General features: G+C 43.3%; 24 protein-coding genes and 1 pseudogene. 9 read left to right on the top strand and 16 right to left on the bottom strand.

Annotated features, from left to right (window positions below):
* Window positions 1-192: 192 nt before the first annotated feature.
* Window positions 193-930 (bottom strand): NUDIX hydrolase, encoded by a 738-nt coding sequence (locus FQ084_RS00305; protein ID WP_149488666.1) that lies wholly within the window; start codon window positions 928-930, stop codon window positions 193-195.
* 107 nt (window positions 931-1,037) lie between these two features.
* On the opposite strand from FQ084_RS00305, the gene FQ084_RS00300 reads away from it, so the two are divergent.
* Window positions 1,038-1,553: an HPP family protein gene (locus FQ084_RS00300; protein ID WP_262880601.1), complete on the top strand. Its 516-nt coding sequence runs from the start codon at window positions 1,038-1,040 to the stop codon at window positions 1,551-1,553.
* Window positions 1,554-1,880: 327 nt separating this feature from the next.
* The gene (locus tag FQ084_RS00295; RefSeq protein WP_149488665.1) at window positions 1,881-2,444 is read left to right on the top strand and encodes an NUDIX hydrolase; all 564 of its coding nucleotides are present in this window, start codon (window positions 1,881-1,883) and stop codon (window positions 2,442-2,444) included.
* Between the two features lie 107 nt (window positions 2,445-2,551).
* Here FQ084_RS00295 and FQ084_RS00290 read toward each other — a convergent pair whose 3' ends face one another.
* On the bottom strand, window positions 2,552-5,614 hold the full coding sequence (locus FQ084_RS00290) for an insulinase family protein (protein ID WP_149488664.1): 3,063 nt from the start codon (window positions 5,612-5,614) through the stop codon (window positions 2,552-2,554).
* Window positions 5,615-6,458: 844 nt separating this feature from the next.
* Here FQ084_RS00290 and FQ084_RS00285 point away from each other — a divergent pair.
* On the top strand, window positions 6,459-6,920 hold the full coding sequence (locus FQ084_RS00285) for a universal stress protein (RefSeq protein ID WP_149488663.1): 462 nt from the start codon (window positions 6,459-6,461) through the stop codon (window positions 6,918-6,920).
* Between the two features lie 176 nt (window positions 6,921-7,096).
* Here FQ084_RS00285 and FQ084_RS00280 read toward each other — a convergent pair whose 3' ends face one another.
* A complete protein-coding gene (locus FQ084_RS00280) occupies window positions 7,097-8,029 on the bottom strand; it encodes a LysR substrate-binding domain-containing protein (protein WP_149488662.1) in 933 nt (310 codons plus the stop codon).
* A 267-nt stretch (window positions 8,030-8,296) separates the two neighbouring features.
* On the opposite strand from FQ084_RS00280, the gene FQ084_RS00275 reads away from it, so the two are divergent.
* The gene (locus tag FQ084_RS00275) at window positions 8,297-9,379 is read left to right on the top strand and encodes a YeiH family protein (protein ID WP_149488661.1); all 1,083 of its coding nucleotides are present in this window, start codon (window positions 8,297-8,299) and stop codon (window positions 9,377-9,379) included.
* 174 nt (window positions 9,380-9,553) lie between these two features.
* On the opposite strand, the gene FQ084_RS00270 is transcribed toward FQ084_RS00275, so the two are convergent.
* From FQ084_RS00270 to FQ084_RS00240, 7 genes and pseudogenes are all read right to left on the bottom strand, one after another.
* Window positions 9,554-9,763, bottom strand: a complete 210-nt coding sequence (locus FQ084_RS00270) for a cold-shock protein (RefSeq protein ID WP_010201661.1) — start codon at window positions 9,761-9,763, stop codon at window positions 9,554-9,556.
* Between the two features lie 244 nt (window positions 9,764-10,007).
* Complete coding sequence (locus FQ084_RS00265; protein ID WP_149488660.1) at window positions 10,008-10,430, bottom strand: YbaN family protein; 423 nt, start codon at window positions 10,428-10,430, stop codon at window positions 10,008-10,010.
* Window positions 10,431-10,796: 366 nt separating this feature from the next.
* On the bottom strand, window positions 10,797-11,288 hold the full coding sequence (locus FQ084_RS00260) for a hypothetical protein (protein ID WP_149488659.1): 492 nt from the start codon (window positions 11,286-11,288) through the stop codon (window positions 10,797-10,799).
* A gap of 366 nt (window positions 11,289-11,654) precedes the next feature.
* Window positions 11,655-12,062: a hypothetical protein gene (locus tag FQ084_RS00255; protein ID WP_149488658.1), complete on the bottom strand. Its 408-nt coding sequence runs from the start codon at window positions 12,060-12,062 to the stop codon at window positions 11,655-11,657.
* A gap of 16 nt (window positions 12,063-12,078) precedes the next feature.
* A pseudogene (locus FQ084_RS00250) lies at window positions 12,079-12,234 on the bottom strand (VWA domain-containing protein); the annotation flags it as partial.
* A 78-nt stretch (window positions 12,235-12,312) separates the two neighbouring features.
* Complete coding sequence (locus FQ084_RS00245) at window positions 12,313-12,597, bottom strand: hypothetical protein (RefSeq protein ID WP_149488656.1); 285 nt, start codon at window positions 12,595-12,597, stop codon at window positions 12,313-12,315.
* Window positions 12,598-12,732: 135 nt separating this feature from the next.
* Window positions 12,733-15,690 carry a valine--tRNA ligase gene (locus tag FQ084_RS00240; protein ID WP_149488655.1) on the bottom strand — a complete coding sequence of 986 codons (2,958 nt, stop codon included), beginning with the start codon at window positions 15,688-15,690 and terminating at the stop codon, window positions 12,733-12,735.
* A gap of 316 nt (window positions 15,691-16,006) precedes the next feature.
* Here FQ084_RS00240 and FQ084_RS00235 point away from each other — a divergent pair, with 316 nt between their 5' ends.
* On the top strand, window positions 16,007-17,092 hold the full coding sequence (locus FQ084_RS00235) for a formate/nitrite transporter family protein (protein ID WP_149488654.1): 1,086 nt from the start codon (window positions 16,007-16,009) through the stop codon (window positions 17,090-17,092).
* Between the two features lie 146 nt (window positions 17,093-17,238).
* Here FQ084_RS00235 and FQ084_RS00230 read toward each other — a convergent pair whose 3' ends face one another.
* From FQ084_RS00230 to FQ084_RS00205, 6 genes are all read right to left on the bottom strand, one after another.
* Window positions 17,239-18,162, bottom strand: a complete 924-nt coding sequence (locus tag FQ084_RS00230; RefSeq protein ID WP_149488653.1) for a bile acid:sodium symporter family protein — start codon at window positions 18,160-18,162, stop codon at window positions 17,239-17,241.
* Window positions 18,163-18,561: 399 nt separating this feature from the next.
* A complete protein-coding gene (locus FQ084_RS00225) occupies window positions 18,562-19,098 on the bottom strand; it encodes a YbjQ family protein (RefSeq protein WP_149488652.1) in 537 nt (178 codons plus the stop codon).
* Window positions 19,099-19,146: 48 nt separating this feature from the next.
* Window positions 19,147-19,641, bottom strand: a complete 495-nt coding sequence (locus FQ084_RS13335) for a YbjQ family protein (protein ID WP_262880600.1) — start codon at window positions 19,639-19,641, stop codon at window positions 19,147-19,149.
* Window positions 19,642-19,810: 169 nt separating this feature from the next.
* Window positions 19,811-20,368, bottom strand: coding sequence for a UPF0149 family protein (locus FQ084_RS00215; protein WP_149488651.1), 558 nt, complete (start codon window positions 20,366-20,368; stop codon window positions 19,811-19,813).
* Between the two features lie 378 nt (window positions 20,369-20,746).
* Complete coding sequence (locus FQ084_RS00210; protein WP_045443968.1) at window positions 20,747-20,983, bottom strand: PA3496 family putative envelope integrity protein; 237 nt, start codon at window positions 20,981-20,983, stop codon at window positions 20,747-20,749.
* Window positions 20,984-21,171: 188 nt separating this feature from the next.
* A complete protein-coding gene (locus FQ084_RS00205; RefSeq protein ID WP_149488650.1) occupies window positions 21,172-22,716 on the bottom strand; it encodes a hypothetical protein in 1,545 nt (514 codons plus the stop codon).
* A gap of 520 nt (window positions 22,717-23,236) precedes the next feature.
* Between FQ084_RS00205 and serB the strand changes: the two genes are divergently transcribed.
* The 4 genes from serB (at window position 23,237) to aciT (ending at window position 26,217) form a co-directional block, all read left to right on the top strand.
* Complete coding sequence (gene serB / locus FQ084_RS00200) at window positions 23,237-24,424, top strand: phosphoserine phosphatase SerB (protein WP_149488649.1); 1,188 nt, start codon at window positions 23,237-23,239, stop codon at window positions 24,422-24,424.
* A gap of 139 nt (window positions 24,425-24,563) precedes the next feature.
* A complete protein-coding gene (locus FQ084_RS00195) occupies window positions 24,564-25,574 on the top strand; it encodes a DUF368 domain-containing protein (protein ID WP_149488648.1) in 1,011 nt (336 codons plus the stop codon).
* Between the two features lie 234 nt (window positions 25,575-25,808).
* Complete coding sequence (locus tag FQ084_RS13425) at window positions 25,809-25,862, top strand: hypothetical protein (RefSeq protein WP_367179659.1); 54 nt, start codon at window positions 25,809-25,811, stop codon at window positions 25,860-25,862.
* Window positions 25,840-26,217 (top strand): AciT family ciprofloxacin tolerance protein, encoded by a 378-nt coding sequence (aciT, locus tag FQ084_RS13330; RefSeq protein WP_410477323.1) that lies wholly within the window; start codon window positions 25,840-25,842, stop codon window positions 26,215-26,217. Before FQ084_RS13425 ends, aciT begins: the two co-directional genes overlap by 23 nt.
* Window positions 26,218-26,272 lie beyond the last annotated feature (55 nt).

Below are 26,272 nucleotides of genomic sequence, written 5' to 3'. Positions count from 1 at the left end.
TAAAATCCATCACTAAATCCATACCTAAAAAATATAGATAATGAATATTATTAGTAGTAAATAGAATATGTTAAGCCATTATCAACGACGTCGCCAATAACTATAATAAATCCGCAATAGACGTGCTTGGCTTTGACCAGAGAATGGTTCTGCTTTAAAACTTTCAACCGATAAACGCACCTGCTAAACGTGTTAATTACGCGTATTTTGTATGTGGTAATACCACTCAAGCTGCCGGTCAAAACCTGTTTCTAACAAACTGGCAATGACGCGTCCCGTCAGGCCCCAAACCGTTTCACCATCCACTTTCCAGCTGGGTGTGAGGATGGTCGCAGTCTGATCTGGCATCGCATATTCTATCGCATACTCCACGGTAGGCTGAGTCAGCAAGGTCTCAAAATCTGCCCAAAAAATACGCGAGATTTCGCTAGGCTCAGGAACTAACAATAAATCGGGAGCAATCAGCGCCACAATAGGACGGACACTCATACCACTTTTGGACGTCTGAATCGGCAGTTGACCAATTAGCTGGACTTTATTGGGTGGTAATGCGGTTTCTTCGCAAGCTTCACGCAAGGCAGTGACGACATTATTGCCATCACCTGCGTCATGTTTACCACCTGCACAAGAGACCTCACCAGCATGACTGTTCATATCAGCAGCGCGGCGCGTCAGTAGCAATTTGGGATGGCGTTCATGGGTAATGGCAACCAATATCGAGGCATCGGCAATTGGTGTCTGATACAAGCTATCTAAAATACGAGCACTACGAGAGGTGTTAGAGCCGTCGTACAGCGCAGGACTGCTTACAGCATTTAACGTCTCATGCTGCACCCGTTCAGCCAACTTTCTAATGGTCGGATAACGAATAAAGTCTGGCACAGCGACTGAAAACTCATCAAAACGTAGCGACTGCGAGGGGAGTAACATTATTATTGCCCTATATTTTTATCAGTATTAATGGTTCATTCAATCAAATATAAGTATTGACTACTCAAGTATCAATGTTAAAAATTACATGTTTTTAGGAAATACTCGTGGATAAGATTTTTTCATTAAATAAGATGCAGGGCAAAATTGATGATTGCCCGCAAAGATTGCCATTAGTAATCATTGCCCTTGCTTGGGTTGGTGGCACATTTGCCACTGCCGTACTGGCGCTACTGGGTAATTGGCAAAATGTCGCCATGATTTTAGGCTCATTTGGTGCCAGCTGTTTGCTTATTTTCGCTTATCCCGAGAGCCCCTTTGCGCAGCCCAGAAATATCGTCGGCGGTCATCTCATCACCACTTTTACTGGCCTATCATTTTTGACCCTATTCGGCATCGAATGGTGGAGCTTATCTCTCGCAGTTGGTACAGCTATTGCGCTGATGCTATTGCTGCGCGTACCGCATCCACCCGCTGGCTCTAATCCATTAATCGTGATGCTCGGTGGCGTAAAATGGCATTTTTTAATCACCCCTACTCTGGTCGGTGCGCTGGCCTTGGTGGTGGTTGCCCTCATTTATAATAATATCGGTCGCGGTCGCCATTACCCTCGTTATTGGTAAGCAACCATTTCAATATTTATCGTGAGTCTAGCCTAGCGCAATCTGACCACGACTGCATATACTTTATGTGACTGGACTGGATTGTGCTGCCTTGTCTGTTACGCTTAACAACGCCTTCATAAGCGCAACCGCAGCAGACAGCAATTATGCAGCAATGAGTGGTTTTTATTATCACTGCCAGTGCGATGAGAATTTGTGCTATCTTAGGCTTAAGGGCTACTATCAAATAAAACCTGATAGGCTACGTTCATAAACAAGCATTATTATTCTTAAAATAACAACAACCCTTTTTCTCATTTCTATTTATCATTATATAAGGCAGTTGATATGCGCTATTGTCTACAATGCGGTCATGAAGCAGAACGCAAAATTCCAGCCACCGATAATGTCCCGCGCTTGGTCTGTCCAAATTGTCATTATATTCATTATGAAAACCCGAAAATAATTTGTGGCTCACTGGTCGTACATAAGAACAGAGTGCTACTATGTCGCCGTGCGATTGAGCCACAATATGGCTTATGGACACTGCCCGCTGGCTTTATGGAAAATGGCGAAACCATGGCAGAAGGAGCGGCGCGTGAAAGCTTTGAAGAGGCGGAAGCGGTTGTTACCAACCCGCATTTATATTGCTTATATGATATTCCTAATATCGGGCAAATCTATAGTATCTATATTACTGAGCTAAAAGACGGTGCTTATGGTATTGGTTCTGAAAGTTTGGACTGCGCCTTATTCACAGAAGAAGATATTCCGTGGGATACGCTTGCCTTTGAAGCGGTACGTCGTACTTTAAAAAACTATTTTGTAGACCGCAAGCAATACGATAACCATGAAGACTTTCCTATTCATCAAGATATCATCGGCAAAGACCAAGCCATCAAGCGCTATTAGGCAGTTATTTAATAGCAAAAAGCCAAGCGTGGTGCTTGGCTTTTTTGTGCATAACACTCGATACAATTATAACAACCATGATGGTTGTTATAATCAATAGGACCTCTTTAGCTTTTAATCTTACACACTTTAAAGCCAAGCTCTTTAACCGCTGCTTCTTTATCATAAGGCGCTAATACGGCACGCACGTGTTTTTGACCTTGGAGATATTGCTTGGCAACGCGCTGTAAATCAGCAACTGTCACAGCCAATATTGCCGCACGCATTTTACGCTGCCAGTCGACGCCGCGATGATGCAAATCAGCAAAGCACGCTTTAATCGCCTCCCCTGCTGGAGAACCCGGCTTATCCATGCCTGAGATAATGCCTAAGATAGCTTCTTCTAATTGCTCATCCGTTTGCGGCTCATTCAATAGCCATTCGATACTGGCATCGAAGTGCACAAAGGTCTCAGCGCACTGCGGATCGCGGTAGCTAAAGAACTTAAAGGCGCAAGCGTTGGCATCATAACCCGCACCACCGCCATAAGCACCGCCGCGCTCACGAATGGCACTATGCAAATAGCCGTTGCGCAAGTAAGGCGCTAATACCATCAAAGCTGCGGTATCGGGGTGGTCAGCCGCTGGGACAGTATAAGCACTGGCATTGTGATACACATTGGTCGGTACCAACCATGCCAAGTCTTCAACGGCTACTTCTTCTGTTACAGCCGTATTTTCACCATTTAATGCTGCATCAAGTTGCAACTCAGCAAAATCACTTGGGATATTGTCTTCAATGCCTGCATCAGAGTTGTTTAACTGTTCTGCAATCTTTGGCGCTTGGCTGTCTTTCCAGCTATCCACAATTAAGTTACTTAAGCGTTCGGTTTGCTCCGCCTCACAGATAATAACGGCATGCTTAGGCAAGCTGATTAAACGTTGATGTAAATCCATCAAACTGGTTGCTAATTTATCCCACTGCGCATCATCCGTACTGGCATGGGTTAAAAAGTCTTTTAGCGCATTCAATGCTGGCAGACCGCTACGTACATATTCTAGCTGCGCTTGACGACTCATACCACGACTGGCGGTTTGCATGGCATAGGAATGACCTGAGCCCGCAAGATTTGATTGCCAACCGGCTTGGCGCTGCTGCAAGATTTCTTTGATACGGTCATGTTCGCTAAAGACGCTATGCTCCATGACTTCTTTCAGTAAATCAATCGCTTCAGGCTTGCGATTGAGTGCGCGCGTTGCCACCACAAAGTAGCTGCTAATCGCTTGGCTATCATCGATATTGGTACGCTGGCTGATACGAGCCGTCACCCCAGATGAATGCGCCGCTTGCTTGGCCTGCATTTCATGAGCGCTTAGCGAATCGGTACCTAGCTCAGACAATAAGCTTAAATAGATAGGCAACAACGGATGATTAATCACCTCATTGACTGGTAGCTCGCTTGTATCTTCATTACCAATCGCATCGGTTAATGGCACAATCACTTGATAATAATACAAGCCGTTGGTGCCTGCTTCATATTCAAATAAGATGCTGTCTTGCCCACTCAAATTTACTCGTTTTTGCTTACCTTCTTTAAAGCTGATATCCGTTGGTACATCTTCTAGACCAACTTTTGGTAACAAGCTTAAATCGTCAGGTGCCGCTTGGCGCGCTGCCAAATCTAATGCTTGTTGTTTTAAGATAGCTTTGTCATCAGCAGTCAAATCCATCTCGATGGTGTCGAGACGCGTCTGCTCAGCAGCTGCAAGGCGCGCTGTTTTTTCACTGTCTGGCGTCATTGTGACGCGCACACGGTGCTGATTGTCTAACAAGTGCTGCCTAATTAAATTTGGTAGCCACTGCTCATCTTTTACTTGCTCACGTAGCCATTGTAGATGCTCATCAACTTCCCAGACATCGATAGGGTTGCCATCATGAATCGCAGTACTAAAGCCTTCTAACATTAGATTTAGACCATACGGCATACTATCGCCACCGATATGGCGCTGATCTATCTCGATCTGATGCAAGATAGTTTCAATGGTTTCATCATCAATCGGTTTGCTAGCAACCTCTTTAAGCAAATCAATAATGCCCTGCTCTACCGCTTCGGCATGCTCAGGATTAGAGCCACGTAATCCAGTATAAAACACCATTTCATAATGACTGTCATCAAGTCCCAATAGCGGGCTTGGTGCTTTGCCGAGTGGATGGCTGTCCAAATACGCACGCAGCGGTGAGCCAGCATGCTCAACCAATACCCCTTCTAATAGACGCAAGGCTAAACGCTGCTTTGGATCGGTAATTGACGGCAATAACCACGCAACCACATGATGGGTTTGGTCAGGACCCGCTTCGTCAGCCGTATAAGTATCAACAGCGCTAATCGGCGCAGACAGGCGTTTTTCTGGGCGTGAGACGTGTTTTTTACCTGCTTCAAACTGAATTAAGGCATCGTCATGGATTTTCGCTTGAGTTTCAGCAACAGGAATATTACCAAAGCTCATGATCACGCTGTTCGATGGGTGATAATGGCTTTGATGGAATTCAACCAACTCATGATGGGTCAAGTCAGGAATATCGGCAGGATCGCCGCCTGAATTATAATGATACGTCGTCGTGGGGAATAAATGATGGGCAACCGTATGGTATAGCTGGTCAATCTCGCCACTCATCGCGCCTTTCATCTCATTAAAGACGATACCTTTAAACTGCGGCTTATCATTTTCGTCTAATTCTACGCGGATACCTTCTTGGGCAAAATCGAGCGGATGAATATTGGGGAAAAATGATGCATCAAGATAAACTGCCAACAAGTTAAAATAATCATTTTTATTTTGCGTAGCATACGGATACGCCGTCCAATCGGCAGCGGTCATCGCATTCATAAAAGTATTGAGCGAACGTTTAATCATTGAGAAAAACGGGTCACGGACGGGGAACTTCTCAGAGCCACACAAAGCCACATGCTCTAAAATATGCGCTTCACCTTTTGAATCCATTGGCTGAGTGCGAAAGCCCACCAAAAAAGCATTTTCGTCACTTGGGTGCGCTAAGTGATAATGCATTGCCCCCGTCTTAACATGCTGACTGATCAGCACATCCATCGATAGCGCCTCAATATGGCGATGCTCAATCAGCTCAAACGCTGGATGTAGCGTTAAATCCGCAGTAAATGGCGTGTCAGTCATAGTTATCCTTATTGCTTATAATGTATAGGGTGCCCTGAGTTACAGGGTTAATAAAATGGTGAAATTGTCTTTATAGAAATGATAATCAGAATAATAGATAGCAGCGCTGAGACTGCTGTTAAAGAATTTGCTCTTAACATTCGCTCTAAAGATATCGATTAAGAAAATAGCCTTAAATAATACAGCGGCTTTGCTTGTTTGTTCTTTAAGTTTTAATCAGTAGCTATTGATCAATAAAAATTTCGATAAATAAAAAACAATGTCTCTAGCGCTAATAGATGGGGCTGACCCCTTAATAAGTCAAGCCAGCAATACGGTAATCGCCTATAACCGAATAAAATTTATAGATGAAAGCTTCAAAAGTTGTATGAAGATATACCCATAGTTAAATAATGGATTTAACCCTTAACAAAGGCAGTCCACACTGCTATTATTAAAGACAAATGAGGGACTAACTATAATAGTCAGTACGAGATAAAATTAATACATTGATATGCACATACTGCTGCTATAAATTTCCCTTGCTTGCAAAGGCATCGTCAATTATTGCCGTGAAAAAGAAGCCGATTTACTGATTATCGGATGCTCTGAGTGCCGCAGTATCGCCGCTTGATTGGTTCAGCGAGCCGCTGACAGTATCTTTTCAAACGTGCCTTGCGATCGTCTTGTAGTGCAACTTGATGAGCCAGTACCAAAATAACGAGGTAGGAGGAGCATTTGCTAAAAAGATACTTTTATGCGTAACAAATATCCCTATGATATATAGACAAAGATAGCCTAGCACCACTTAACAGCGCTCGGTAGGAGTGCTATAGTAAATACTATCTGACACGAGGAAGACGCTATGAGTTACGAACATATACTACTGGTCACCGACTTACTTTCTGACGCTGATGTGGTCGCCCAAAAAGCCAAACGCATCGTCGAAAATCGTCCTAACGCCAAACTATCGGTCCTTCATATCGTTAAAGATACTATGGTTGGCTTCGGCTATGAGCTGGTGCCTGCCTCAAGCTTATATGATGAAATTGACGATGAACGCTGCCAAGAAGCGCGCGCCAAGTTGGCACAGTTTTTAGACCGTAACGACTTGCATGCGGTAAATTCTGAAGTGACTACTGCCATCTCTAGCAGTGAAGGTATCGTCAACTACTGCCACAAGCATAAAGTTGACCTACTGGTCATTGGTCGTCATGAACGTCATGGTATTGCAGCTTGGCTCAGCGGTGCGACGGCTGATAATATCCTGCCAAATGTACCTTGCGACAGCTTAGTGGTGAGACTGGATAAGCCGGTTAATAAATAAGTGGCCATCTTTAAATAAAGAATATTTCATTAAAAGACACCTAAGATTAACTGCTTAACTTTAGCCGTTTGTATTACCTACTAGATATAGCATTTTATAAAGCGTCCCATAGACCTTACTATGGGACGCTTTTTATTAGCAAGTTTTGAGCAGCTTTTTTTGCGAAGAAGTGATGGTCAAACTTCAGTTAAAATATCAATAAAGCTTTGCCAAATAGGGCTTTGATGACGGGCTTTATGCCACACCAACCACCAAGTTCGTGACAAATCTATACCTGCCACTTTTACCTGTACCAATTTTCCTGCTGCCAGCTCAGCCTCAATGACATGTTGCGATAAACAACCAAGTCCGATATCTTCACTCACCATATGCTTAATGGCTTCCGACTGCTGAATCGCCATAATTACCTCAGCATGAGGCAGATGCTGCAATAATTGCTCATCGATAATTTGCCGCGTACCAGAGCCTGTTTCTCGTACCAATAGCGGTAGTTTGGACAGCTGTTCCGTGTTCAGCTCATAACAATGATCCTGATCGTTATATACCATGTCTGTCAACCATTTACTGTTGTACTTAGCAAACACCATCAAGGTATCTGTCCGCCAAACACGCTGCTCAATCACCTTCATATCTGTCGGTCGCGGCATGCCTTCTACTAAAGCAATATCAATATTTAATTGTTCAACCTCGCTGACCACTTCTTGGGTATTAGCAATATACATGTCGATATGGGCATCCGGTAGCGCCGCATATAGCTTCGCGAGCAGCGGTGGCAATACATAATTGCCAATGGTGGTGCTGGCACCGATATGAATTTGCCCTACTTGCGATTTATGATAATACTCAAGGGTCAATGCTTGCCCCAAAATCGCTTGTGCTTGCACATAAATAGGATGGGCATTGGGATGCTGATTGAGGCTGCGCCCGACGCGCTCAAACAATGGCATCTGCAACCTTGACTCCAGTTCTGTCAGCGCACTACTGACCGCTGATTGCGACAAATGCAGCGCTTCACTGGCACGGCTAGTGCTGCCTGTTTGATAGATGCTGACAAATACTGCCAGTTGCCGCAGCGTAATCTTCGGTACAGTCTGTACAGCTTTTTTCATGATGATCTTTATCCCATCTGTCCGTATTTAATAAACTTCTCATAACGGCTCAAAACTGTCTTCTGATATTAGGTTTTTACCAACCCCCCAAACCAATTTACTAACCTACAAATCCGATAGCTTCTATCTTATTAATCTATTTTTATTATAAATAACACTGACTTATAATGTCCAGTCATAAGCTTATGCTATTTGTGATTAACGAAAATAGCAGGGTTATAAAGATTAGCAATACCAAAAACAACCCTATTAATAGGAAAGTCGGTCATGAACGCTTTCATGCAGTCAATAAATAGCTATTTTCCACGCAGACGCCATCTCGCAGGGCTTGTCATCGTGCTGATTGGGAGCTTATTTTGTTTATGGCTGAATAGCAGTTTGAACATCTGGACAAACGGGCGCATCGTGGGACTGTCATCGCTCACATTGGCAATTTTAATCGGTATGATACTTGGCAATACGCTCTATACCAATGTCGTTGAGCGCTTGAATGATGGTGTCTGTTTTGCTAAAGGGCAGATTTTAAGACTCGCCATTATGTTTTATGGTTTTAAATTAACCTTAACTCAAGTAGCGAGTGTTGGTCTGCCAGCAGTGATGAGCGATGCATTAGTGCTCACATCGACCTTTCTTCTAACCTATTGGATTGGTACCAAACTATTAAAAGTTGATAAACAGACAACGATATTGATAGGCTCAGGTGCCAGTATTTGCGGAGCAGCAGCTGTCATCGCTGCCGATCCAATTGTTAAAGCAGAAGCGCACAAAGTCACCATCGCGGTCGCAACGGTCGTCGTATTTGGCACCATCGCGATGGTACTGTATCCCTTTCTCTATCATCTTGGTTGGTTACAGCCGTGGCTTAGCGCACAAGATTATGGTGTCTATACTGGCTCAACCATTCATGAAGTGGCACAAGTCGTGGTCGCTGGCAATACTGTCAGTCCAGAAGTTGGCGACACTGCAGTGGTCACCAAAATGATACGGGTCATGATGCTTGCCCCGTTCTTATTGGTACTGTCTTTTGCTTTGACCAAAGGTAATAGCGAAAATGGTGAAACCGCTTCATTTATGAGTCGTATCAAAGAAGTTAAAGTACCATGGTTTGCCTTTGTTTTTATCTTAATCGTCTTGTTACATACTTGGGTACCGATGACTGAGAGCTTCGAGCGTAGCATGGTTTTGTTTGATGATATCCTACTCACCATGGCAATGTTTGCCCTTGGTCTGACCACTCATATTAGCGCCATCAAACAAGCTGGTGTCAAACCCCTCATCCTAGGCGCAATTATGTTTGTTTGGTTAATCGCTGGTGGCGGTCTTATCAATGTCGGCATCAGTTTTCTCTAATCAATCTCTAATCTATTTAATGACCTGACATAATGCTCGTTATATAAAAAAATGCCTACGACTATCACCATAGTACGTAGGCATTTTTATAGACAGTTCAAATCGCAGACGAAAAAAAACGAACCCGAAGGTTCGTTTTTTTTTCATCTTGCTCTAAGTGTCTATAAAGACAAATTAGATAGCAACGATGTTATGAGCTTGTGGACCTTTTTGACCTTGAGTTACAGTGAACTCAACTTCTTGGCCTTCAGCTAAAGTTTTGAAGCCTGAACCAGTGATTTCGCTGTAATGAGCAAAAACGTCTGCGCCAGTTTCTGGAGCGATAAAACCAAAGCCTTTAGCTTCGTTGAACCACTTAACTGTACCTTTTTGAGTATCTGACATAATATAATCCTACTTTTTAATTTATTAATGGTCTAGTGACCGGTAACGCTTGCAAATAGCTACTGAACGATAAATATTAAAACGAAGGATTATAACTAATACTACGAGGTAATGATTTGGTGCAGAACTGCTCTTAAGCTTGGTCGTATTATAAGGGGAACATCCTAGTATCGCAAGCCTTATCTCATCATTCGTGTAACCAAGAGTAAATACTAACGCTTTTTTGGCCTTATTCACCCTATTTTTAAGCATTTGGTAAGCGAAACAAAAATATCGCTACCCCAATGCAGACAACGGCTACCAGCCATGCCACCCACATCATATCGGCGGGAATATTAAAAAACAACATTGTTGTCGATATTGTCATCATTATGGTTGCCAACCACTTCGCATACAGCGGTACAGCGCGGCGATCTTCCCAATCACGAACATATTTACCAAAGTATTTATGATTAATCAGCCAAAAGTGAAAGCGTCGTGAGCTACGCGCCCAGCAACCCGCCGCCAATAAGATAAAAGGCGCGGTCGGCATCACTGGTAACAAAATACCGATGATACCCAATACAAAAAACACCCAACCCAGTATCAAAAACGTCCAACGCACGGTTGGATTGTTATGTTGATTGGTTTTAGGTCGATAATAAAAAGCTTTTTTTGCTTGAGTCATGGGAGTTTTATCAGTCATTGTTAGCTATTAGGTCATTAGGTAGGGACTACCTATATAAGTTATCAAAGATAAAGAAGTTGATAATCTAGTTCAAGACTGATTTTGCACGGTTTTGCTACGGATACGTAGCTTGTTTAGCAGTTAGGTAAATGAAGATAATGAGGTACTTTAGAATTATGATCTTTAGCGTGACAGTTACTATCAATGTTAGAACCAATAAAATCTATATCTCACTATATGTTGAATAGCTACCATCTTGGTCTTAAATCCAATGAATAAGATAAAAAAACCGCTCACAATTTAGATGGTGAGCGGCTCTTATTTACTATACAAAACATTCTCGATAGATAGGTTTTATTTTTAGTTCTAGACCAATATCAATGCCAGTAACGCAAATATCAAAAAATAGCCAAAGACTGACATAATCGCGTACAGTGTTTTGATATCTTTGCCATTGATCTGCATGCTAGCTAAGGTATTGCCAAGTTTCAAAATAGAGATGGTATAGAAATAAAATGCTAGTAAAAGAAGTACCATGCTAATGGTGAATATGGCAATGGAAGATAGCGCACCAAAAAAGACAACGGTTCCAGGGAACAGCGCCTCGCCCTTGATAATTAAAACCAATAGTACGATAGCCACACCTGATGCAGACGCGTGAAAAAATATGATGTCATGCCACGTTGCATCAGCTCTATAAAAACTGGACTCAATATCAAGCCTATCACTACTGAGTGCTTTTGGCATAGCGCCGTTATCACGGATTAACCTATAACCTTTTATATTACTCATCGCAATAAGGAAGGTAAAAAACGACAGGGCGACCCAAAAAATGACATACATATTTATCTTTATCATAGTCATTACCCCTAAACCTGGTGCCAGATTTTTAAAGACACCTTGTGTACTACAAGATTCGATAGAATATTTTCTGTTTATTTCACTTTTTATACTTACCTTCTTATACAGTCCCAAATTTTATAAGTATTAATGCTTGTATATTCATATTAGCAGCCCTATTACTTTTATTTGTAAAAAAATATGCTAATAAACGGATTTATTGTAGCGGCATCGGTCGATGCTGGGTTTGGCGATTAGGTGTTTATGATTAATTTTCGGCATAATAAAAGCCGCTTACGGTTCAGCTCAAGCGGCTTTTATTTATCATATTAGAAGCTGTGCTGTAAATATTGAAGATGATTTGTAGGCGCTTAACCACTCTACCTACTGTGCATCACTACCCCAATATTTTGCAATTACTTTAGGGAAGCAATAGTCTTTTGACATTACGGTGATAGCGATTGGTACTAATATGGATTTAGTCACGCCGCCGATACTTTCGCAAGTGGCATCATTGGGCACATCATAATAAATCACGCGTAAAGTATTTTGCGGACACAGGTCTGAGCACTGGAAGGATTTGACGACTGCGATACCATGGTGATAACCAATCACCCATTGCTGCGCGCCTTCGGTTGGTGCGGATTCTTTTTGCTCAGCGGCTCTAATAAGATCGGCGTCTGTTAAGGTGTCTTCATTGGTCGGTGGTGAGACAAGGACGCAAGCGCTTAAGCTTAACAACAAGGCACTTAAGACGAAAGCTTTGGCGGTTGATGTTTTCATGGTGAACATGGCGGTTACTCCCCATTTATGATGTTATCAATCCAATCTTACAGGCTTCATTCAGCCAGCTTGGGAACTCTTCTAGCATACTCTCATAAAAAGACTTTTCGCTAACATCATTTAAATCATCAAGCTCGAAAAAGCTACAATTATCAATCATTCCACCTGTCATCTCATTTAAATCTTTTAGAGTGGCAGCTTCATTACTGGTACATTAGCCCTGCTCTCATTTACGCCAACCTACCTTTAACTGTATAAATCAAAATAAATCATCGCCACTTTCATTTACTAAAATACTTTCCGGACTCTGCCCATATTTCTTCTCAAACTCTTCTTTAATCCTTTCTTCGTAACATCTTCCTCTCTTTATGTCTTCAATACATTTATTCCACCCAGGAACGTAATACGTGTTCCAACTTTCCTCAGCAACTTGTGTTTTAACCACATTTAATAGAACCCATTCGCACTCAAGATATTCATTTGCTTCAATACTACTGTCTGTCTCATGCAATCTTACAAACCTACTATAGTATGACTCGTCCATAGTAAAACTCCTCTTTCAAATTAAACTTCATTTAACTAATAATATATCAATATGGCTTATAGTAAACTTATTTTTAGAAAAATGAAAAAAGCCACCTAATTAGGTGGCTTCTTCATATCCAATATTAGCTAAAATCTACAACGCCTTCAACTCTTCCATCTGCGCTGTCATCGCTGTTAACTGCCCTTCTAGTTCAGACAGTTTAGCTTTCTCTGCTTCTACTACTTCCGCAGGTGCTTTACTGACAAAGCCTTCATTACCTAGCTTGCGCGCGATACCTTCCGCTTGACCTTTCAACTTATCATATGACTTGCCTAAACGCGCCAGCTCAGCAGTTGGATCAATCAGCCCTTTCATCGGCACAAGTACACGTAGCTGACCGACCATACTTGATGATGATAATGGCACTTCATCACCTTCTTTTAGTATCTCTAGGCTCTCAACTTTGGCAAGCGCCTTAAACTGATTCTTGATACGCGATAGACGCGCATCTTCATCAGCAGAGATATTTTGTAGTAGGACTGGCAAGCGTACCGCATTACCAAGCTTCATCTCACCACGGATATTACGCACGCTCGCGATGAGCTCCTGTAGCCACGCCATATCGGCTTCAGTTTGCTCACTGATTTGCGCAGTATCAGTTTGTGGATAGTCAGCAACGACAATGCTGTCAGTGTTTTTACAACCCAATAGCGGCGCAACCGTCTGCCAGATTTGTTCGGTCAGATACGGCATGATTGGATGGCTAAAGCGTAGCGCGGTTTCAAGTACATGTAGTAATACATAGCGGATTTGCGCTTTACGCTCGCTTGATACCGAGTCATCATTGAGGCTGGCTTTGGCAAGCTCAACATACCAATCACAGTATTCATTCCAGATAAACTCATAGATATCATGACTAACCATATCGAGGCGATACTGGGTAAAATGCTGATGGATATTACTAATCGTCGAGTTTAGACGACTCATGATCCACTTTTCTGGTAATTCCCAAACATCCACGTTGGCCGCTTGGTCAATCGCTTGCGCATTACCTTCTTTATCGACACAGTTCATCAATACAAAGCGACTGGCGTTCCAAATTTTATTACAGAAGTTACGATAGCCTTCGACACGTTTTAGATCAAAGTTGATATCGCGACCGGTACTGGCAAGGGAGGTAAAGGTAAAGCGCAGCGCATCGGTGCCAAAGGCTGGAATACCTTCTGGGAACTCTTTACGGGTTTGCTTTTCAATTTTCGCCGCGTCTTTTGGGTTCATCATATTGCTGGTACGTTTTTCTACCAGCGCTTCAAGATCGATACCATCGATGAGGTCAATAGGATCTAAGACGTTACCTTTAGATTTAGACATCTTCTGACCATTACCATCACGTACCAGACCATGCACATAAACGGTCTTAAACGGTACTTGCGGCGTGCCATCTTCGTTTTTCACGAAGTGCATGGTCATCATAATCATGCGCGCGACCCAAAAGAAGATAATGTCAAAACCGGTGACCAAGACGCTGGTCGGGTGAAAGGTTTCAAGCACGCGTGGGTCAGCATTGACGTCAGCCCAATCAAGGGTACTAAACGTCCAAAGACCCGAGCTAAACCATGTATCAAGGACGTCATCGTCTTGGCGTAATTTTATGTCATCGCTTAGATTGTACTTAGTGCGTACTTCGGCTTCATCACGGGCAACATAAATCTCGCCAGTCGCGTCGTCGTACCATGCAGGGATACGATGTCCCCACCATAGCTGACGGCTGATACACCAATCTTGTAGATCCGTCATCCACGACATATACATGTTTTTATATTGAGCCGGAACGAACTCAATACGACCATCTTCTACCGCTTCAATCGCCGGCTTAGCAAGCTTGTTTACGGCCACATACCATTGATCGGTCAGCCATGGCTCAACAATGGTACCGCCACGCTCAGCGCGCGGAGCTTTTAGCGCGTAGTCTTCGATATCTTCTAGCCAGCCTTGCTCACCTGCTTGCTCAACAAGGAATTTACGCGCCGCAAAACGCTCTAGTCCAGCATATTCACTTGGCGTGGTCTCTAGTGTTGGCTCACGCGTTTGTAGGTCAGGATAAACTTCCATCACAGGTAAGATATTGGCGCGCTCATCAAGGATATTAATCAATGGCAAGTTATGACGACGACCGAGTTCATAATCGTTAAAATCATGGGCTGGCGTGATCTTTACACAGCCAGTACCAAATTCTTTTTCGACATAATCATCGGCAACGATAGGGACCACTCGACCCGTAATTGGCAAGGTAATGGTTTTTCCGACCAAGTGTGCATAACGCTCATCGCTCGGATTGACTGCAACAGCAGTATCACCAAGCAAAGTCTCAGGACGCGTGGTAGCGACGACCAGATAGTTTTTGCCCTCTTGAGTCAGCAGCTCTTTATCAGTGAAATGATAGCGGAAATGCCACAAGCTGCCTTTTTCATCAACGTTTTCAACTTCTAAATCAGAGAGCGCGGTTTGGAATTTAGGATCCCAATTGACTAAGCGCTTACCACGATAAATTAAGCCGTCATCAAACAGACGCACGAACACTTCTTTTACCGCATTAGACAATCCGTCATCCATGGTAAAACGTTCACGCGACCAATCGACCGAGCTGCCCAAACGGCGAATCTGACGGGTAATATTGTCACCCGACTCTTCTTTCCACTCCCACACTTTATCGATAAAGTCTTCACGAGTCATATCGCGGCGCTTGATACCTTCAGCTTCTAGACGACGCTCAACCACCATCTGCGTGGCAATACCCGCATGATCGGTACCCGGTTGCCACAACGTATTGTCACCATCCATACGGTGATAACGCGTTAGCGCATCCATAATGGCATTGTTAAAGCCATGACCCATATGCAGCGAACCAGTGACGTTCGGTGGTGGTAGCGCGATAGAAAACGACTCGTCTTTATCAAAGCTTGGCTTAAAATAACCGCTATCTTCCCAGCCTTGATACATGCCCGCTTCGACTTCGGCAGGGTTGTAGGCGTTCTCTAATTGGCTTAAGGCGGCTTGAATAGATTCGGTCAGGTTGGTCTTGGTATTGTCAGGGGTATTAGGAGTACTCATAATAGAATGGTCTTTTATTAAAAATGAATGTGGTCAAACAAATACGTTGAGAATAAGGAAAATAATTAATAGAGTGATTTTAACGCAGATAGTCATATTTTGTTAGATGCTAAGGTAATTTATCAGGCTTGTAGTGCGTCATTGTCCTGTTAATAACCATCAACACCAATAAACAACCCCGATCGGCTGAATTTCCAACAAAATAAATCCTAGTCGTATTATAAAATATGGATCATGCTATAACATATAATAATCGCATAGCCTATATATGACGTCTTTATCCTAAAATCACTATCTCATAAACAGCGAGCTGACCGTGTCCCAAGATACCGAGCACACCTATAACAATAGCAGCCACTCTGAAGCTGATAAAATAGACGATAAGCACTTGACTGATTATAGCGTTCATCAACAATCTAATGCTGAAGATAAAGACGCTAACGACACTGATATGACAGACGACACTGAGGTGACAGAAAACTTAAAGGACGAAGATTTCTCTGAAGATATTAGCGAAGCAGACAAAGAAACCATCAAAAAAGTCGCCAACGATGACAATTTGAGTCAGGCAAAAAGCTATGCCAGTATACTGGTTGAGCAAGTTATGGATGCCAGAGAAACTTTTGAGCGCTCGCTTGGCTCGCTATTTACCAGTGCTTTTACCGCTGGACTTGAGATTGGCATCAGCTTCTTTATGATTTTATCGGCTTTCGCGCTTTTGAATGGCGTGCTCCCGAGCCATTACGCCGTTGTGCTCGCCTCCCTACTTTATCCGATTGGCTTTATCATCGTCGTCATCGGTCAGTCGCTGTTATTTACCGAACAAACCTCGCTTTTAAGCTTACCTGTCCTCAACAAAATCGAACCGCTCAATAAGCTGCTACGCCTTTGGGGCATCGTCATTGTAGGTAACGTCGTTGGCGGCTGTTTATTTGCGGCGTTAATGATTGGCTTAGGTTTAAATATGCAGCTATTTAGCGTCAGCGATATTGACACTTATGCCGAGCATATCTTAGGGTTTAGATGGTGGGTGATATTTGGCAGTGCCATCTTGGCAGGTTGGATGATGGGTATTACCGCGTGGCTTGTGACCTCAGCACGCGATACCCTTAGCCGCATCGTCTTAGTCACCATCATTACTGGCAGTATTGGCTTTTTAGGTTTGCATCATAGTATCGTGGGCAATATCGAGGTATTTTCAGCCTTGCTCTATGGCAATACTGTCAGCTTGGGGCGTTATTTGCTATTTTTAGCTGTGGTGCTGGTAGGCAATACCGTCGGCGGCGTGGTGTTTGTCGCCGTCCTCAAAAACCGTACTTTCTTATTTCAAATCGAAAAAGTGAAAGAACAAACTGCTAAGGATAAGCTAGAGGCAAAAAATAAAATCCGTGGACCTTACTAGAGATAATTAGCACGGTATTTTTTGAATATAACGCTAAAGCTGCATAACCGACTTTAACTATCTAAAGCGGTTATGCAGCTTTATAACTAAGAAACTATAATTGAGCCATTGTGACTGCACAATTATGATAAACCACATATTTCCACTTACAGCATTCGTGCTGCCAATACACTACTTTCTATTTCAGACTTCCTCAACTTATTATGTCGAGCGCTAAGTATACGCACCAAAATCCCCGCGCTTAAGAACATCACCAAGGTATAAATGGCTGGCATCATCGACATGTCGTAATTAGATAATAGCGTCAATGCCATAAATATTGATAAAGTACTGTTTTGTAGACCGACTTCTAGCGTCACTGAGGTTCTTTGCGCTAAGTTAAGACCGAACCATTTGCTACTGTAATAACCGAGCGCCATGGTTGAGACGTTCAATAATACTGATATCGGACCGGTAGCGATAAAGGCGTCGACAATAATATCTCTTTGAACATAGCCCAAAAACAGTACTAAAAACGTTAAAAAAATCACCCCAAATCTAGACACGAATACTTGTGAGCGATCGGCGACTTTTGGCGCGTAATGCTTAATCAGCATCCCAATACTAATAGGCACAATCGTCAGCATCACTAAAGTAAGCACAGTTTTTAATACTGGTAACTCAAACTCACTACCGCTGCCCATAAAATAAATCAATGAAAAGCTCAGCACAATGGGAATGGTAAATACCGTAATAACGCTGGCAATCGCGGTCATCGTCACCGACAGCGCTACATCGCCTTTAGCCAAATAGGTAAACAAGTTTGACGTGGTGCCACCCGGACACAACACAAGAAGCATAACCCCGACGGCATACTCTGGACGCAATGGCATGATATTGGCTAAGGCAAAACCAATGATTGGCAACAGTATCAACTGATTGGTCAAACCGATACCGACTGCTTTTGGGTATTTTAAAACCCGCTTAAAATCATTGGTAACAAGGGTCAAACCCATGCCCATCATGATTAAAAACAAGCAAAGAGGAATCACAACTGAGTTTACTAAGGTGATTAGAGCCAGACTTTCCATAACTACATCCCTGTAGATAAGACCTAATGCTAGGTCAGTTTATAATGATTCAATGATGTCTAATTAGCAATCCTTGCTAATACGTTGGTTACTACTTGTCAATGGTTATTCATCATTACCAACGCTATGAATAACGGACATTATCCGTTTTAAATAATTCTTTTATAGCGTGATTGATAGCATGTCATTCTTATTTATCGACAATAATCAAGAATTGACAAAGGGAGTATATATGGCAAAAGTTAGGTTTATCTGCTTTATTCCACGACTCATCAGTCAAATACCAGATGTAGGAATTGAGCAGAAATGACAGAGGTCTAAACAAGGCGATTCAACGTGCGGTTTTGGATAATTGACCGTTAAATAATGATGGTTAAATAGCCATTGCGGTGTAAACGCTTATTTTCTGGCAGTATTGATGAAGGTCTTGGTAGGATTATTGCTAGAAGCGTTAATGGGTGCTTTAGTAGGATTTTCAGAACTGAGGACGGCCGTACCGTAAGCAATGGCTTCGACCATGCTGCCCAATTGATTGATATTACTGACCTCGAAACGCAAACCATAGATATAGTTATAGCCTTTCGCCTGCGCTTGGCTGCGCATACGCACCACTGCTTCACGGCGAGCGCGATCGAGCAAGGTTTCATAAGTGGTCAGATTTTTACCAAAGATACTTAAAACGCGAGCAATCACCATTTTAAAATAATCTTGTGCAATCACCACGCTGCCCATGACCAGCTCACCCTCAGTGTTGGCAGCAAGCTTCGGCACATAAAAACGCTCCGTCGATACGATAATATGGCTGAGCTCTTTTTCTGCAATTTTTAAGCGTGCCAAGTGCTGACGCTCATGCCGTGAGCCAAAAAACCAGCCGAGCACAAACAGTACGATAAGCGGCGCGTAGTTCATCAGCATTTGGGTGAGGGAGTTATTCATCGGACGTCTCGTAGCAGCAAAAAGCGTCACCGCGCTTTTTATGGTTCATTAACCAAAAGGGTTGAAACGTGGTAAATCATCATCAGCCTTTGGTGCTTGAGGCGCTGCTTGGCTGTGATCTTGATTATTATTGTGATTCTGATCATGATTATTGAAATCACCATGACCCGAGTGGTTGTTTGGTGGTTGCTGCGATTGAGGAGAAATGGACTGCTGCGGCATCGGTACGGCTTTCACCGCTGTGCCATAAACAAACAGCTCGGCAGCACCTTGCGCAATACTAGAAGTCGAAAAACGTAAGCCTACGACTGCATCTGCGCCCAAGGCTTCTGCCTTAATAACCATACGATCGATTGCTTCTTGGCGTGATTCGTCTAACAGCTCGGTATAAGCGGTCAGCTCACCACCAACGATGTTTTTGAGACCAGCAAACAAGTCTTTACCAACATGCTTTGAGCGCACAGTGCTACCGTACACGACATCTAAGCGCTCAGTAATCTGATAGTTGGGCAAGTGCTCAAGATTGGAGAGTTGCACAGTCATGGTACAGCCTTATCGGTGACTTATAGAGGGTTCAATGAATATTTAGGGGTTCAGCGAATATTAATAAAAGATGCTTATAGACATCATTTATTAATAGACAGCATTTATTAGAATAATGTACCCAAAAACGCTATCTATCTACCTATTTATTATCTGTCTATAAACAATTCTAGTCATTGGTATGGAACAATAAAAACAACTCCGTTAAATTACCTTCAATACTGTTGGCCATTTGTACCATTTTATCTTCGTCGGCACGCATTTGCGCCAGCTCTGGATCTTCATCATCGATGCCACTTAGCACAATCATCGGTAAGGTTAAAACCGCTACATCTTCTGCAGTCTCTTCATCTTCAAACCAATCACTGGCTTCATCGCCATACATCGCATCGACAAAACCAATCGACCAAGCAACGATATCTGAATCGTCTGAAAAATCGACCGCCACTTCTTCGTTACCGGCATCTTCACCAAATGGTAGCTCAATCGGCGTTTCGTTTTTGAGTTCCGCCATGATTGATTCGCGCCAGCGCTGAATACCGTCAAGCACATTGGCAGGAATTTCACTGACATGACCTTCAAACAGCGCCTCTATCCAATTTGGCAATGGACGTCCAATGACAGTTGCGGTCAAAAAACCATGGGTAGCGACACTATCAAGCACAAACGCGCTTTCTTCATTGTCCAAATAGTCTAATAATTCATCGAAACTGAGTGGGTTATTCATAGTGTGGTGGTCCTTGGAGGATAGATTACGTCAGGCGCAATAAATAGATTATGAAATATAAAAGGGCGGGAAATCTAAGGATTAAATTAAAAAAGGTAAAAACTGTTTGAACTCATAAAACCAGCCCCAAACACCTTTATAAAACGCTGTTATCAAATACGTCTATTGAATAGAGCTGATTACAGCGTAATTTTTAATGACCCAATAGCGTTGAGAACAGTATTAAAAACATCTGACAACCAGCTTAGCACAATGCATGCGACATCAGGATGTCATGCTTGCTTATCAGGCTGATTACTTAACAACTTTCGGCTAAAAATCAGTGACAAGCGGTTTTGCTTTGTCATTAAACTGCAAACTGATGAGGGTAATGACGACTTAGAGATCGTCGTCATCCCAGTCATCACCATCTTCATCAAAATTATCGATGTCATCAAGATCGTCTTTTAGCTCTTTAGCCAAACGCTTCTCTTCTAGCAGATTATCGATCAAGCGGCGTTTTTCAAGGCTGCTTAAGCGTGTACGCACACTGGTCTCAGCCTCTTCCACCATCTTTGCATCGTCATCATCAACAAAATCGTCATCAAAATCGTCATCAATATCAGCGTCACTCATGACAAACTCCTATCATTTTTCGGCAAGGGTATTAAAAATACATGAATATATATATGCCTTATAAAGTCTCTATTGAGCGTTGTCAATCCTTTTTATTTCTATGACCTCGTTATGCACAAAATCAAAGCGTGTGCTGACGATTATTGCGCAGGCAATTGTGGAGGCTCATCTGTATCTAACGCTGCGATTTACTCCTGCTCTTCAGTCTCTTCCGCCTCTTCAATCATTAAGACCGCATTACGCACATCTGCTAGGCGTTGTATCATGGCGTCATTACCACCATCGAATATTGCACATTCGCGCTCATAAACGGTTGTTGGACGCATGATGCTTTGTACTTGTACATGATGACTGATTTGTTTAAGACCGGCATTAGGTAACAAAATAAGCATTTGCTCTTTTTTACCCACGCTATCCAATAGATGACTCATCGCTTCGACTTGGGCATTGTCACTTACCCCAGCTTTTGCTGGTAGGGCAAATCGTGATAGCTCGATATGCTTATCATGAATGATTTTATTCAGCATCAGATACAGTTTGCCGAGCATCACGCCTGCCAATGCGACTTTGGCGTGGCTATTATCTGCTTTTAGCATCACATAAGCACCGCTTTCATCAAAGTGTGGCTCATTGAGCGCACTTACCCCAAGCAACAATGGCTGTTTGAGTAATTCGGTCACTGCTTGATTCAATAGCTGGGTACATAATGCCAAATAAGGCAGACGCTGCGACGGTGCTAGGCGCTCAAGCATATTGAACTCATCATGAAAGACAATCTGGACGCTGACACTGTCGAACGGGCGGGTCGCAGACAGTCTGGCAGCAGTACTCGCTTTGTGGCTGCTACTATTAGTAGCCGTCACTTCCTCTTGCATACTGTCCGTTTCATTACTGACGACACTATCTAGCGGATGGTTATTGTTATGGTCTTCAGCTTCATTGTCATCATTGTCATCATTGTTCAGTGCTGCATCCTGACCCTGTTGCCGTCTAACATACTGATTTACGGCACTATGGATGTCTAATTTTCGGGTATTTGGTTTTTTACCACTGGTATCATGAGCTGTTTCTTTAACTACGCTATCAAAACCAGTTGAGTCAGATTTAAGGCTAGGGTCAGAGTTATACTCTGATTCACTGTCACGCTCAAAATTTCGTTCATAACCACGCTCAAATTCACGTTGATCGAGTTGTCTATACTGCTCGCGATGCAAGTCTTGAATATCACGGCTCAGCGCATTGATTTGCTCTCTGGATGGACGCGCAATATAGCCATAGATCAGCCATAGCAATAAATGTAGCAACATCGAGCCAATAACAAACGGCCATTGCATGGCGATAATCTCACCCTTGCTAATGTCTTTTAGCGTCAAGGCCACACTACCGATGACCGCATCGCCTTTGGTCGCGATTTGACTAATGGTATCACCTTGCTGCATCGGCGCATTACCAACCGGTACCAATATATCGCCATTATTGTCTTTAATCAGTATGCGGGTCACGTCCTGCTCACTGGTATAGCGATTGGCAATGACGCTTAGACTGACGCGGTCTTTATTTTCTAAAGATAAGCGTGCTTCATCTATGAGCTGGGCGACCATTTGCTCGCCCTTTTGGGCACGGCTGTTGGTCAGCTGCTGATCGGTACTGATGACCAATAATAGGGTCTGCAAACAAAAACTGACCAGAAGAATAATGGCAAACAACCCTTGCCGCGGCGCTAAATACGTCATGATATGTTAAACTTTTTTGGATAAATGGAATTAAAAAACGAGGCTATGGCTCATTTTCTGGAAGAATATGCAGCTATCTTTGTTTAATATACTTTTGCTCAATCTACTTTGGCTCTGTATAACCACGCCGCCTCTAAGCGACGGACACGTCATAAAAAGCTATTTCATAAGAAGTTATTCAATAACACGCTATTTCATAAGCATCAAATAATTATTCAATAAAACTCAATCCATGAGACCTTGCCATCCTACAGGAGATTTGTTGTGCAAGTATGTTTGGCTCAGGCGTAAATCAAAAAATCTCCCGCTCATTTGTCCTACTATATCACCATAGTAAGGGTTATGGCGTCAGCTAATATCATAAATTTATTGTAAGAATTTTCTTTTATTCCAAGGCGCTTTTTGGTGATGATAAGCATTTTTATCTGACTGTGAGACTTTGTACCTCATCTATAGGCGCTGCCGAGTAAAACTGTTATTATTCCTAATCTTATATCAGCATACAAGGGACAATTGAGCGATGCAAAAAAATACATCTTACTCGTTACCAAAAGACAGCAAAGCCTGGCAACAAGCCGTTGATTCTGTAGCGTCATTATTGCCTGAGGGTACTAATCTGCAAGATTTTGATGCGCTGCAATCCTTGCCCGTTTTTGCGTTGATTGTGGTATTGCCTACGCATGTATCATCGCTCGACATCCATCAATATGTGCAATCATGGGTAGATGAGCAGCCTAACTGGCATTTGGTCACCGTAGCAGAAGATGCTGATGCCAATTTTGTTGATATTGAGATTGCCGATATAGACACCACACAGCCATTTGCTAAGCGCTCGTTTGTCGATGTGCAAGTTTTCCGCTATTTGCTAGTGCCGGTCACAGATACTCTGATGCATCCTGCTAAGAAGACGGCGGCAGCGCACATTATTGATGACCAATTGACCACGCGTTTGCGTCATGACTTAGCGGAAGACTATAAAAACTCGCAAAGCGCAATCAGTGGCGACCACTTAGACGTTGTCGATTGTCACATCTTATCGGTCGGTCATATGTTACGCACCCATAAGCTGGCTTGCTTTGATATGGACTCTACTTTGATTGAGCAGGAAGTCATCGTTGAGCTGGCAAAAACAGCTGGGATTGGCGAGCAAGTAGAAGCCATTACCGAAGCAGCGATGCGCGGTGAAGTAGATTTTGATGAATCTTTTGCTCAGCGTGTGGCATTATTAAAAGGCATTCCAACGAGCGTGCTGGATGATATTTGCACGCGTTTGACCTTGTCAACAGGCGCGCGCACCACGATCACTGCTCTTAAAGCCTTGGGTTATCATACGGTTTTAGTCTCAGGCGGCTTTACCTATTTTGCCCGCTATATCGCTGAGCAGTTAGGCATCGATGAAGTGCATGCCAATGCGTTAGATATCGACGAAGGCGAAGTCACCGGTCATGTGCAACTGCCTATTATTAATGGTGCTAAAAAAGCGGCGATTGCTGAGCATACCGCTGAGCGCATGGGTATTGATATGTCACAGGTAGTCTGCGTCGGTGATGGTGCCAATGATTTGCCGATGATGGCTTTGGCTGATTTGGGCGTGGCGTTTAATGCCAAGCCCATCGTCCAAGCGCGTGCAGATGCTGCGGTCAATGTCACAGGGCTTGAAGGCGTTCTTTATGCGCTTGGCTATCCAGCTTTTTCCCGACCTAAATAACGCTTAAACACGCTAAACCACGAGCTAGGTTAAGGGTTTATTCTTAGCCTAGTTTTTATGGTTGAAGCATTTTTTATACTTATATCTCTTTTACCCTATTCATCTCACTTTTAACTTGTTAAATAAGAAAGGAATGTCCATGACGGCATCACAATCCCCACGGCCAGATGCGCCGTCATCTTCCACTCATGCAGCCAGCCAGCCTATAGCTGACGAGAGCAGCCCCATTTATCACGACAATCCAAAACAGTTATTGGGTGTTTATGTCAAAGGTATTGCCATGGGTGCGGCGGACATTGTGCCCGGTGTTTCTGGCGGTACCATTGCCTTGATTGCGGGGATTTATGAGCGCTTGATTAATGCGCTAAGTAGCGTGGGTCCCAACCTTTGGCAGATATTTTGTCAAGAGAGCGGGCTGAGAGGCTTGGTTGCAGTGTGGCGACAGGTTGATGCCACTTTTTTAGTGTGTCTATTACTTGGTATCGCCACCAGTTTTGCCACCTTAGCCGGACTCATTAAGCACTTATTAGACAATCAACCTTTACTGATTTGGTCATTCTTTTTTGGTTTGGTGGTGGCGACTGTCTTTATCTTATTGACTGAAATTACGCGCTGGAATATAGGAAGGGTCGCATTATTTTTGCTGGGGGCTGGTAGCGCCGTCGTCATCAGTAGCTTGCCTTTATTGACCACAGCACCGAGCTTGCCTTATTTGTTCCTTGCGGGCGCGATTGCCATTTGTGCGATGATATTACCCGGTATCTCAGGCTCATTTATCCTGTTATTAATGGGCGCTTATCATTCGATACTCGAAGCAGTTCATACACTAAACTTTAGTATTATTCTCACTGTCATTGCCGGTATGGCAACGGGATTATTGCTCTTTACCCGTATACTCAAGTGGTTGTTATCACGCTACTATCAAGCAACTCTCGCCTTACTGACAGGCTTTATCGCAGGCTCATTGGTAAAGGTATGGCCGTGGAAAACGGATGCGCTAGGCACATTAAATAGCGCCGCCGTCAATAATGTCATGCCGGGGCAGTATCCTACTGGCGCTCACTGGCTAACCACTTTAGGGCTGATGCTATTAGGGGCAGTTTTGGTAACTGCCTTATCATGGTGGGGACGCCGCGGCGTTCGTCCTTAAAAGTCATTCAATCTAAAAGAATCTTAAAGCTAAACCGACTTTAAAAAACACTTTAATTCCGAAAAAGCGCCCCTCATTGTGGCGCTTTTTTGTTTATCTTATTGGCAGAATTTACGCAGTATTTTCTGACTATCGTTTAAAAAAATCAAACGTCAGCTGTTGTCGCAAAGTCGTCGCTACCCTCTTTAGTTTTAGGTTGCAAACTTCCATAATGACCTTGTTGGAATTCACCTGATGAAGAGCGAGATGAACAATGTCATTAACAATATTTTCTATTTTTGCGAGTGAAACATGGGGCGCTGGGGCGATACTCGGTACTGGTCTACTGATAGGTGTGGTACTGGCGCTTGCTTTATCGTCGCAGCGTTGGTTGCTATGGTATTTGTTCGGCGGCATGGCATATTGGTTGACGGTTGAAGCCATCCACAGTTTATTGACGTATTGGTTAGTATTGTCAGAATGGCACAATTATGTGGTCGCTATGGGTATCAGCTGGCTGCCTTTAGCCGCTTGGGTACTCTATCGAGCGCTGCGTTACGAAGATGTCAGTCGCACCGTCCATCAACAACGTGAACTGCAAGCCGCCCGCTATATTGAGCATACGCCCGTCTATGACGATGACTATCAGCCGCGCTTTCAGTAATTTTATCCCGTCATACTGCCGTCATCGAATGTTACAAGATACTTAAGGCGCTCTA

Origin of the sequence: Psychrobacter sp. ANT_WB68 (assembly GCF_008369115.1) — a bacterium.
In the GTDB taxonomy this organism is placed as follows: Bacteria; Pseudomonadota; Gammaproteobacteria; order Pseudomonadales; family Moraxellaceae; genus Psychrobacter.
The sequence above is the reverse complement of the archived record's forward strand: the minus strand, read 5'-3'. Positions and strand labels throughout refer to the sequence as shown.